The organism is Halanaerobium sp. ST460_2HS_T2, assembly GCF_003337665.1.
Taxonomy (GTDB): Bacteria; Bacillota; Halanaerobiia; order Halanaerobiales; family Halanaerobiaceae; genus Halanaerobium; species Halanaerobium kushneri.
Window position 1 is genome coordinate 19,091 of the sequence record NZ_QPJF01000032.1, and the last position, 11,737, is coordinate 30,827.

11 protein-coding genes are annotated in these 11,737 nt (G+C 34.1%); 3 read left to right on the forward strand and 8 right to left on the reverse strand.

Features of this window, described 5'->3' with window-relative positions; all coding sequences use genetic code 11:
• The first annotated feature begins 74 nt into the window (after nt 1–74).
• Complete coding sequence (locus DFR80_RS13135; RefSeq protein ID WP_114490233.1) at nt 75–893, forward strand: aldo/keto reductase; 819 nt, start codon at nt 75–77, stop codon at nt 891–893.
• Nucleotides 894–953: 60 nt separating this feature from the next.
• Here DFR80_RS13135 and DFR80_RS13140 read toward each other — a convergent pair whose 3' ends face one another.
• Nucleotides 954–1,598, reverse strand: coding sequence for a lysophospholipid acyltransferase family protein (locus DFR80_RS13140; RefSeq protein ID WP_114490234.1), 645 nt, complete (start codon nt 1,596–1,598; stop codon nt 954–956).
• Nucleotides 1,599–1,799: 201 nt separating this feature from the next.
• Here DFR80_RS13140 and DFR80_RS13145 point away from each other — a divergent pair, with 201 nt between their 5' ends.
• Nucleotides 1,800–2,387, forward strand: a complete 588-nt coding sequence (locus DFR80_RS13145) for a cyclodeaminase/cyclohydrolase family protein (RefSeq protein WP_114490235.1) — start codon at nt 1,800–1,802, stop codon at nt 2,385–2,387.
• Between the two features lie 55 nt (nt 2,388–2,442).
• Nucleotides 2,443–3,282, forward strand: coding sequence for a bifunctional 5,10-methylenetetrahydrofolate dehydrogenase/5,10-methenyltetrahydrofolate cyclohydrolase (locus DFR80_RS13150; RefSeq protein WP_114490236.1), 840 nt, complete (start codon nt 2,443–2,445; stop codon nt 3,280–3,282).
• A 126-nt stretch (nt 3,283–3,408) separates the two neighbouring features.
• On the opposite strand, the gene rbsB is transcribed toward DFR80_RS13150, so the two are convergent.
• The 7 genes from rbsB to DFR80_RS13185 form a co-directional block, all read right to left on the reverse strand.
• The gene (rbsB, locus tag DFR80_RS13155) at nt 3,409–4,299 is read right to left on the reverse strand and encodes a ribose ABC transporter substrate-binding protein RbsB (RefSeq protein ID WP_076546078.1); all 891 of its coding nucleotides are present in this window, start codon (nt 4,297–4,299) and stop codon (nt 3,409–3,411) included.
• A 103-nt stretch (nt 4,300–4,402) separates the two neighbouring features.
• Nucleotides 4,403–5,356, reverse strand: a complete 954-nt coding sequence (locus DFR80_RS13160) for a ribose ABC transporter permease (RefSeq protein WP_369862788.1) — start codon at nt 5,354–5,356, stop codon at nt 4,403–4,405.
• A 10-nt stretch (nt 5,357–5,366) separates the two neighbouring features.
• On the reverse strand, nt 5,367–6,866 hold the full coding sequence (locus DFR80_RS13165) for a sugar ABC transporter ATP-binding protein (protein WP_114490237.1): 1,500 nt from the start codon (nt 6,864–6,866) through the stop codon (nt 5,367–5,369).
• On the reverse strand, nt 6,867–7,262 hold the full coding sequence (gene rbsD, locus DFR80_RS13170; RefSeq protein ID WP_114490238.1) for a D-ribose pyranase: 396 nt from the start codon (nt 7,260–7,262) through the stop codon (nt 6,867–6,869).
• 1 nt (nt 7,263) lies between these two features.
• Nucleotides 7,264–8,181: a ribokinase gene (gene rbsK / locus DFR80_RS13175; RefSeq protein WP_114490239.1), complete on the reverse strand. Its 918-nt coding sequence runs from the start codon at nt 8,179–8,181 to the stop codon at nt 7,264–7,266.
• A gap of 70 nt (nt 8,182–8,251) precedes the next feature.
• Nucleotides 8,252–9,244, reverse strand: a complete 993-nt coding sequence (locus tag DFR80_RS13180) for a LacI family DNA-binding transcriptional regulator (RefSeq protein WP_114490240.1) — start codon at nt 9,242–9,244, stop codon at nt 8,252–8,254.
• Nucleotides 9,245–9,820: 576 nt separating this feature from the next.
• Nucleotides 9,821–11,656 carry a hypothetical protein gene (locus DFR80_RS13185; RefSeq protein WP_114490241.1) on the reverse strand — a complete coding sequence of 612 codons (1,836 nt, stop codon included), beginning with the start codon at nt 11,654–11,656 and terminating at the stop codon, nt 9,821–9,823.
• Between the last annotated feature and the right edge of the window lie 81 nt (nt 11,657–11,737).

Genomic DNA, 11,737 nt, shown 5'->3' on the forward strand with positions numbered 1-11,737 from the left:
TGTTGATAATAATTCTTAATTTGATTATAATTAATTTAAAGCATAAATTAAGATTAAAATTGGAGGTTGATAAAATGAAATATGTTGAATTAAATTCCGGGGATCAGATGCCACTTTTAGGTCTGGGAACCTGGCAGTTAAGAGGAGAAAAATGTACAAAGTCAGTTAAAGAAGCTTTGGATATCGGTTATAATCACATTGATACTGCTGACGGCTATGACAATCATCAGGCTGTTGGTAGAGGAATTAAGAAAGCTAATATTGACAGAAAAGAACTATTTATAACCTCTAAAATAAAGCCAGAAAATTTGCATTATGATGATATAAAGGCAGATGCAGAGAGATTTCTGGATGAATTAGAGATAGAATATCTGGATTTGCTTTTAATTCACTGGCCCAATAAAAAAATACCTCTAAAAGAAAGCTTAAAAGCTTTAAAAGAAGTTAAAGCAGAAGGGCTGGCACACAATATTGGTGTTAGCAACTTTACCATAAATCATCTCAAAGATGCAATAAAAATTTATCCTGACTTAATAACAGTCAATCAGGTAGAATTCCATCCATCATTATATCAAAAAGATCTGCTTGATTTCTGTCAGGAGAATGGGATCATTCTTACAGCCTATAGTCCTTTAGCCAGAGGAGAAGTTTTCCAAAATGATATAATAAAAACATTAGCTGATAAATATGAAAAGTCAGCTTCTAAACTGGCTCTTAAATGGCTAATTGAAAAAGATGTAGTAGCAATTCCCAAAGCGAGCTCAAGGGAACATTTAGAAAGTAACTTTGATCTTTTTGATTGGGAGCTACCTGCTGAAGCAAAAGAAAAAATGGATGCACTAAATGAAGATAATCGAATAATTGATCCCAGCTGGGCAGAATTTGATTATTAAAAATTTCAACCCGGGCCAGCTATTATCTTAATGCTGATGCCCGGGCTCTAAAAGCTAAATTTAATTATCACCTATTTGGGACTCCATAACATTTTTAATTTCTTTTTTTATCGTAATGAACTTCTCTTTCCTGTCACTTTTAGTTGGATTAAATGGATCATTTACTTTTATCTTTATTCTATTAAAGGGAAGCGGTAGCTTTAATTTGTCCCATCTTTTCTTCAATTCTATTTTATGCTTAGCCTCAATAGTTACCGGTAAAATCTTTCTCTTTGAAAAAAGAGCCATTATTAAGGCAAAATTTTTAATTTCATGCTGAGGCCCAGTTGGACCATCCACTGACATTACAAGATTAGCATATGTTTTTTTGTTTATCAAATCTCTAACTTTAAATATGTAGTCACCATTCCCCCCAGTATCAGGTAGTCTTAAAACATCATAGCCAAAATGGCTGCTAATCCTGCTTATAACCCCGCCTCTTTTATTTTTAGTTGTGATAATATTTAGTTTCTTTCCTTCTAAAAAAGGATAATAACAATAGCTATCTCCGTGCCAAATAAAAATAATAAATTTATCTTTACAGCTATCTTCTAAAAGATCTAAACGGCCTATTTTTTCAATCTTACTTGTTTTATAAACAAATTCAATATAGTAATATAATAAAAAACTAATAATTTTTTCTTTTAATTCAAAAAAGATCTGCATAATATCCCAACTTTCTTTTCTCCAACCTCTTATTATTTTGACAGGTTGTGATAATTATATTATAGTCAGCTCCTAACTTCAAAATATATATCAAAAAATTTTACCTTGTTAAAAATCATATCGTTTTATATAATTAAATTAAGTCAGATTAAATTTTTAGAATATTTATAAAATCTTACTTAAAAAGAGAGGAGTTTTAGCATGTATGGACAAAAAACTATAGAAGAATTTTTAGAGGACTTAAGTTCAAGTAATTCTATTCCCGGTGGAGGGAGTGCAGCAGCGTTAAGCGGTGCCTTAAATGCTGCATTAATCAGCTTTATTGCCAACCTGACAATAGGAAAAGAAAAGTATAAGGAAGTTGAAGCAGAAGCCAAAGAAATTCTGGCAGAAAGCGAAGAATTAAAAAAAGAAATGCTTTTAATGATTGATCAAGACAGCAAAATCTTATCTGATATTCTGGACAGTTATAAAGCTGGAGACCAGGAAAAAGTTCGTTCAGTCTGTCAGGATGCAGTAGAGTTTTCAATGGATATGACAAAAAAGGCTGTCAGATTAATGCGCCTCAGTCTGGAAATAAGTGAAATAGGCAATAGAATGTTGGCCAGTGACTTTGAAGTAGCAGCATACATAGGAGATGCAGCAGTTGGTAGTGCAATAGCAAATGTTAAAATCAATCTCAAAAGCCTTGATAATGAAGAATATAAATCCAATATCAAAAAAGAATATCTTAAATTAAAAGATGAAAGTTCCCGCCTTAAAGAGGAAATTATTGAACTTGCAAATTAATTATTTTGATTAACTGAAACTAAATTTTATTAATTTAAATAAAGGAAGTGACAGAATGCAAGAATTAAGCGGCAAAAAATTAGCAGCAGAAATTAAAGCAAGTCTAATTACGGAAGTAAAAAAATTGAAATCTGAAACAGGTGCTGCTCCCCATCTTATTGTGCTGCAGTACGGAGAAGATGCTGCCAGTAAAGCATATGCGGACAGGATTGAAAAAAACTGTGAGGCAATAGGAATTGAATTTGAGTACCAGCAGTTTATAGATCAACCAGAAGATTTTAAAGCTCGACTCAAAGCTGCTAATGCAGATGACAAAATAACTTCTATTATGGTTCAACAGCCTCTTCCAATTGAACTAAAAGATAGCCTGGAAATGATCAATCCCCAGAAAGATATTGAAGGTATAACTTCTGCTTCTCTGGGTAAACTTTTTGTTGGATTAGAAACTTTAAATCCAGCTACTGCCGAAGCCTGTATGGAGATTCTTGATTATTATGATATCCCCATTAAAGGCCAGCGAGCTGTAGTTGTTGGTAGAAGCAATATAGTAGGCAAACCGGTCTCAATTTTACTTCAACAAAAACACGCAACGGTAACAATGTGCCACTCCCGTACCAGAGATTTAAAATGGGAATTAAAAAATGCAGATATTGTTGTAGCAGCAGTGGGTAGAGCTGAAATGATTAAAGGTGAAATGTTAAATGAAGATTCTGTTGTTATCGATGTTGGTACAAACTTTGTCGAAGGAAAATTACTGGGAGATGTTGACTATAATTCAGCTGCAGAAAAAGTTAAAAGTATCACCCCTGTTCCCGGCGGAGTTGGAACAGTTACCAATCAGGTTTTAATGCGCAATATTGTTAAGTCATTTAAAAATCTGCACAAAATTAAATAATTTAATCTAATACTTTAAAAGGCCCTTCTTCATTTTAAAATGAAGAAGGGCCTTAATTTAACTATTAGCTATTTACTCTGCATATCCATTGAAATTAATAACTAAAGTTAAAACTAATATTAATTTTTACTCAGTAATTAACTCTAGAGGTACTGGAGTATATTCGTCAACTTCTTCTCCATTTGCTACTTTAACTGCTGTTTCTACTGCCATTTCTCCCATTAAACCTGGCTTTTGAGCAACAGTTGCTGCCATATTTCCTTCTTTTACAGCTTCTCTTGCATCATCAATAGCATCAAAACCAACAATCATGATCTCATCAGAACGACCGGCTGCTGCAATTGCTTCCATTGCACCTAAAGCCATGTTATCATTATGAGCAAATACCGCGTCGATTTCTGGATTACCCTGCAGAATATTTTCCATAACTGTCATACCTTCTGCACGGTCAAAACCAGCAGGTTGTCTTGCGATAACTTCCATGCCAGAATACTTATCCATAGCCTGATTAAATCCTTTACCTCTATCTCTTGCAGCAGAGGTTCCAGGAATACCCTGTAGTTCTACAACTTTACCTTTTTCGCCTAATTGCTTGGCAATGAAGTCTCCAGCCATTTCTCCACCAGCAACATTATCAGAAGCAATGTGACTTGTAACATCGATACCTTCAGCTGCACGGTCAACTGTAATTACAGGTACACCTGCATCCTGGGCGGCTGTAATTGCAGAAACAACAGCATTTCCATCAACTGGATTAACAATTAAAACATCAATCTGCTTAATTAATAAATCCTCAACACTGCTCAACTGACTTGCAGCATCATTTTGAGCATCAACAGTTAAAATTTCTACTCCCATTTCTGCTGCCATAGATTCTGCACCATCTTTTAGATCAACAAAGAAAGGATTATTTAAAGTAGAAATAGCCAGACCCAATTTAATATCCTGTGCTGCAACACCTGCAGAAAGTCCTACCACCAACATTAAAGATAAAGCAATTACAATAAGTTTTCTCATTTTTTTATTCCTCCTTGAATTTAATTCTTTTAATGAATCCTGTCAAAAAGAAGCTGATGAAAAATTCACCTCCTGTTTGAAGTATTTTTCTTAATCTATATTATTACTGCTGCTGACTCTTACGATCCAGGAAGACAGCAAGCAGAATAACAGCACCTTTAGCAACTAACTGATAAAATGAAGATACATTTAAGAGATTTAAGCCATTATTTAAAACCGCTATAATTAAGGCACCAATAATGGTCCCAATTACACCACCACTACCTCCTGAGAGACTGGTTCCTCCAAGTACAACGGCAGCGATCGCATCTAACTCATAACCTTCGCCAGCCATTGGCTGAGCTGAATTAAGACGAGATGTTAAAATAATACCACTTACTGCTGCTAAAAAACCATTAAGAGCATATACTGCAATCTTAATTTTATCTGTATTAATACCGGACAATTTAGTTGCTGTTTCATTGCCACCAATAGCATAAATATAACGACCAAAAGGTGTCTTTTTTAATAAGATATAAATTACTATTAGAAGAATAAACATAATTACAACTGGAATTGGAATTCTACCTAAATAGCCGGCACCAAAAAACCTAAATGTTTCGTCAAAACCTGAAATTGGCCGACCATTTGTATAGATCAGAGTAAAACCTCTGGCTACAGTCATCATCGCCAGGGTCACAATAAACGCTGGCAATTTCGCTTTGGCAACTGCAATTCCATTAAACAGCCCCAGCGCTGTACCTGCTGCCAGACCGATTAAGATAGCCAGAAATACATTAAGGCCAGAATTAACCATCATTCCAGCGGCAACAGCACCTGAAAAAGCAAGCATTGAACCAACTGAAAGATCAATTCCTCCTGTTAATATTACCATGGTCATTCCAAATGAAATCACTGCAATAATAGAAACCTGTCGGACTACATTTAACAGATTGGGAATTGTTAAAAAGTAAGGACTCATAAAAGATAAGACTATTACCAAAACTAAGAGCCCAATTCCTGTTTTAAATTTATTTAAAATTTCTAAAAAACTTTTATCTTTAATACTACCACTAATATTATTCACTTTACTGACTCCTCCTTCCGGTTGCCAGCTTCATTATCGCTTCCTGATCAGCTTCAGCGGCATCCAGCTCTCCCATAATTTCTTTTTCGTGCATTACTAAAATTCTGTTACTTAAATTTAAAATCTCAGGCAGTTCTGAAGAAATCAGAATCACTGCCACTCCTTCATCAATTAAATCCTGCATTAAATTGTATATTTCTCTTTTAGCTCCAACATCAATTCCCCGAGTCGGTTCATCAAAAATTACTACCTCAGGTCTGGTAGAGAGCAGTTTTGAAATTACAACTTTCTGCTGATTTCCACCACTTAAGTTTTTAACCAGCTGTTTTTCAGAAGGGGTTTTGATATTCAAATCCTTGATATATTTTTCAGCCAGTTCTTTTTCCGCTGCTGAATCTATAAATGTATTTGCATTTAAAATTGTTTTTAAAACTGAAATACTTATATTATCAGCAACTGATAAACCCAGGATCAGTCCTTCTTCTTTCCGATCTTCACTCAAGTAATAAATTCCATTATCTATCGCGTCCGCTGGAGAATCAATTTTCAATCTATTGCCCCGATAAAAAATCTCGCCAGTTTTTTCTTTAAAAACTCCAAAAATTGCTTTAGCAAGTTCTGTTCTTCCTGAACCCATCAGACCTGCAATTCCCAGTATCTCTCCTTTTTTAAGGGAAAAAGAAGCATTAACTATTTGATCAGGTACTGATAAATTTTTTACTCTTAAAATTTCATCAGCAGGGGCAAAATTCATTTCCGGAAAGCGATCCTCAATGGTTCTACCAACCATCATTTTAATTAACTCATCTTCATTAGTTTCTGAGGTCTTAACCTCCCCCACAAACTGGCCATCTCTTAAAACAGTAACTCGATCACAGATCTCAAAGACTTCTTCCAAACGGTGTGAAATATAAACTATTGCTATTTCCTGTTCTTTTAGTCGTTCAATTAGTTCAAATAAAATTTCTATTTCTTGATTTGTAAGAGAAGAAGTAGGCTCATCCATAACCAGTATATCAGCATCCTGTGATACTGCTTTAGCGATCTCAACCATCTGCTGACTACCGATATTTAAATCTTTTATCTGGGCTCGAGGATCAATGTTTACTCCAAGCAGATCAAGGACTTCTTCTGTTTGCTGATAGAGCTTTTTGTAATTAATAAAGACTCCGTTTCTTTCTTCTCTTCCCAGGAATATATTTTCTGCTACATTCAAATAAGGTATTAACTCCAATTCCTGATGAATAATTGCCAGCCCTGCATTTTGAGCTTCTTTAGTATTTTCAAACTCAACAGGCTCACCCTTTACGATTATTTCTCCTTCATCACGCTTATGAATACCGTTTAAAACTTTCATCAGAGTCGATTTTCCGGCTCCATTTTCTCCTAAAAGAGCATGGACCTCACCTTTTTCCAGAGAAAAATTAACTTTATCTAAAGCTTTAACACCAGGAAATGTCTTGGTAATATTTTTCATTTCCAGAACCTTTTGTTTTGCCATTTAAAAATCAACTCCTGATATTAAGATAATATTCGCATAAGGAATAGTTTCTCCACTGCGAACTACTGCGCGGGAGTTATTTGTTTTCTTTTTAAATTCAGTATGTGGAATGTACTCAATTTCTATATCGGGCAGTAATTCTAATATTTCCGCTTCTAACTTCGGGCTTTCTTCTTTAATTTCGGCAGCCAGAATTGCTTTCTCAACAACCAGATCTTTAAGCATAGCTCGTAATATTTTTAAAAACTCAGGATAACCTTTGGTCAGTGCCAAATCAACTCTTTCAACTTCCTGTGGAATTGGCAGACCACAGTCGGCAATAGTCAGACTATCTTTATGTCCCATTTCAGCAACAACTCGTGCTAATTCACTATTAATTATTCCATTTTTTTTCATTTTATTTACTCCTTTCAGCAAGGAATTGACTCAGTTCTTTTTTATCCGGAATAGAACTCTGGGCACCTCTTTTAGTTACCGAATAAGCCGCAGCCTGAACAGCAAATTCTAATGCTTCTTTCAACCTATTTTCTGCCATTAAACTGGCTGCAAAAGCTCCAGCAAAAACATCTCCGGCTGCTGTAGTGTCAACTGCTTTTACTGGCAGTGTATCAAGATGCATATTTTTACCTTTACTGTAATAATTGATTCCCTTATCTCCTTCAGTAACTATTATGTTTTTTACACCTATTCCGAGTAATTCTTCAATTTTTTCTAATCTGCTTTTGGATTCTGACTCATCCAGCAGTAAATCAAGTTCACCTTCATTAGGCAGTAGATAATCTACCTTTGCTAAAATCCGGTCAGACAATTTTTGAGCCGGTGCAGGATCAAGAATAATTTGGGTATTATTTTCTGAAGCAATCTCTACAATTTTTTCAATTGTAGCAACTGGAATTTCCAGCTGTAACAGAACAATTTCAGCTTCAATAATTTTATTTTTTACTTTCTCAATCTTATCCGGTCCAAGCTGATAGTTGGCTCCTGGAGAAACAATAATTCGATTATTACCTTTTTTATCAACTGTAATAACCGCAACTCCTGTACTTACTCCTTTAATCTCAAAAATATTATCAATTACCGCTCCGCCAGCTTTTAAGCTTGACTTTAGTTTAGGAGCAAAACTATCATCTCCACAGGCGCCTATAAACTCAATTTCATCTCCCAGCTTTGCCGCTGCCAGAGCCTGATTGGCTCCTTTACCACCTGGAATCTGCTCAAACTTACCTCCAATTATAGTTTCACCTTCTTCAGGGTAGCGTTCAGTTTCAACCACTAAATCCATATTCATACTTCCAATAATAAGTATTTTGGCCAATTAATTCACCTGCTTTCTAATTAGTTCTATATTTAAAGAATTATTCTAGCTTTATAAATTATTCTAGTTTTTAAACTGATTCTCTGATAATTAAATTCGTTTTTAAAATCTGATCTTCAATATCGATTTGCTGATTATTTATCATCCTTAAAAGAACTGTTACTGCTCTTTCGCCAAGACTATATTTGGGCTGACGCATTGTGGTTAGCTCCGGTCTTAAAAGTGAAGCAATATCAATATCATCGTGTCCTGCAACTGCAATATCGTCAGGTATCTGCAAATCAGCAGCAAATAAAGCCTTATAAACACCGGCAGCACTTAAATCATTGGCTGCAAAAACTGCTGAAGGCCTTTCTTTTAATTTTAATAATTGCTGCATTGCCTCAAAACCAGAATGCTGAGTATAATCTCCTTCAATAATATAATCCTGATTAATTTCAATTTCGTAATCTCTGAGTGCCTTTTTATAGCCTTCCAGTCGCTCACGAGCAGTAGTAGTATTTAAATCACCACTGATATGTGCAATTTTGCGGTGACCTTTTTTAAGCATGTATTCAACCAGCTGATAGGCAGAATTTTTATTGTCTATACTGACCAGGGGATATGAGTCACTAAGTACTGATCTATCAATCTGAACTACAGGATAATTTGTTGCCTTTAATTCTCTGAGTATTTTTTCGTTTCCCAGAGACAGAGAGACAATTAGACCATCTACCTGTTTACTTTTAAATAACTCCACTGCTTTCTTTTCTCGCTCCAAATGATTATCTGTATTAAAAAAGATAACTGAATAACCCAGTTTTTGAGCTTTATCTTCAATCGCTCTTGCAACCTGGGGGAAAAAAGGGTTGCTGATATCAGGAATAATCAAACCAATTGTATGAGTTTTCTGCATCACCAGCCCGCGAGCCACACTGTTGGGATTATAATTCATCTCGTCTATTATTTTTAATATTTTTGCTCTGGTATCATCACCAACATCAGGTTTATTATTTAAAACCCTGGAGACAGTGGTAACTGACACATCAGCTTCTCTGGCTATATCTTTAATTGTAACCTTCATTTGTTATCACCTGATTTATAAATTAAATTAGTGGATAATTTTATCTATGTAATAAGTTTAGCTATTTTCCGTTAACGTTTCCGTTAACGTTTACATTTATGATTATAAAATATTCTGAAAAATAATGCAAGTAGTAATTATATTATTTTTGGTCATTATTAGACTTCAGGTAAGTTTATCTCTTTCTAAAACTCCAATAGTTCTTATAATTATTAAATAGTCTCATTTACTCTAAAATAATCAGCTAAAACAATTTCGAAATAAATTATTTTTAAAAAGAAAAAACTCCCCGGGGGAGGGGAGTAAAATTGGATAAAAAAAAATATATAAATAAAATTTCGACCACCAGTCAATATGACTCATAGTCGAATTATATAATAGAATAATAAAATTGTCCAGTAAAATTTTTGTTTTTACAGCAATTTAGTGTTTTTACTAATATATTAAAGTCTTAGACTCCTAATCTTTTTTAAAGCCTTAAATTTAATTTTAAAATTAAATATTATTAAATGACTTCAAAATCAAACCCCGGCTTTTAAACCGGGGCTAAACAGGGCCATAATGCCCTGGGGTAACTTAATCTCCATAAACTATTGGAATATCAATATTATGGTGATCAAGTTGATCCTCTGTTATAAAGATATCCTGAGTATATCCATTGAGAGGCCTTGTTCCACTGGGCAGAGATTCTTTTAAAAGCCTTAACTGATGATATCCCAGAGGAATATTTTGAAAATAATATTCTCCCAGCTGATCTGTATAGTCTTTTTTATTTAATCCAGCAACCTCCAGTCCAGCCCACATTAGATATTGATCATTCTGATCTTTAACTCCATTTGCATTTTTATCGATAAAAACTTTACCGCTAATTGTACCATTAATTGTAACTCCAAAATTCTGCATAACATTCTGATTATCTTTAACTCTAACTAATATCTCTTCGGTAACCGGTGTATAATCAGCAACCAGATTGCGATAATCAAAGTTAAGAAAATAAATATCATTAAAATATGGTTTAAAGATAAAGAAACCTTCCTGATCACTAACCGCCAGCATATTACCTAACCTCATCGGAATATCAGCCAGTTTTTTTTCTCCTGGATCCATAACTCCATTATAGTTTTCATCAAGATAGGCATAACCAGCAACAATAGGCCGAGGCTCAAAATCAGTAAATCTGGTTGGTTTATTTTCTCCACCAATGAATGAAAAGGCATGAGAATAGGAAATCGTAGCATATTCTTCGTAATTATTGTTTACAAAATCAGTATATTCTCTACCAACTTCAATTTTAATTTCACTTTCATTATCTCTAACAATATCATAAGCTGCCCTAAATGAAGTACCGGCTTCTCCCTGATCAGGAACAATATATTCGCCTGATAATCTAATATAACCAGGATTATCAGAATAATAGTAATTGCCAGTTAAACTAACTGATTGGTAATCACTTAAAAACTCCGAATGATAATCTTTTAGTTCAGCAGTTAAACTAAACTCCCGATTAAAGTAATAATTCAAACGCAGATTACTCTCCTCATCTATTCTGTCTTCCGACTCTTCTTCATTTCTTTTAGCCCCTAAAGATAATGAAGCTCTTCTGCCAAATGACAGCCTGATTTCTCCATCATACTCTCGATCATAGTATCTTACTCCCTGATCATCTCGCTGCTGTTCACCATCATAATTAGCCGAGAGTAATAAATAGTTGCCAAATCGCTTATATAAACCTACTTCAGCTTCATAATCCTGATAATTTTCTTCATAAAAATTACTAACTTTAATCTGATTATCATAATATGCCAGATCGCTGGAAACTCTAAATGTTCTTCCATATATATTATTCTCCAGACCAATTCCTTTTCTTATTTTATCTCCTAAAAAAATATATATTTGATCATTTTGCCCGATAAAAGAATACTCAGATCTATTATCTTCATAATAAAGAGTCAGAGCATTATAATTTCTCCAACTAGGATTATAAATAACTCTAAAAGTATAATAGTCACTTTCATCTATCTCATCTGCAAGACTTTTTCGCTGACCAACTGTTGGATTGATACTAATATTATTATTTAAATCAAGCCGAAAAGAAATTGATTTATCTTCTCCTTCATCTTTTTCCATATATTCTGCTGTTTCTGGAGGAATATATAAATATATTCCCTGAATATATCCATTTAGTAATCCATATAAAATACTGGCTTCGGCTCCACTTTCCAGACTATCAAACTCACCTGCAATTAACCAGTCTAAGTTAATTACTGTCTGAGGATTAATTCTAAAAGAAAAACCTGAAATCGAAGAAATAACCTCTCCAGTCAGTTCACTATCCGGATTAAGTGATTCATTATAAACAGCTGTTTCTAAATGAGCAGAAAGATTACTGTTTACTACATAAGCGAATTTCATAATACGCTTAATTTAGTTTAATTCAAAAAAATATTGTCTGCGAATCATAAAAATAAGCCTTTTAATTTGAATTTGAAGATT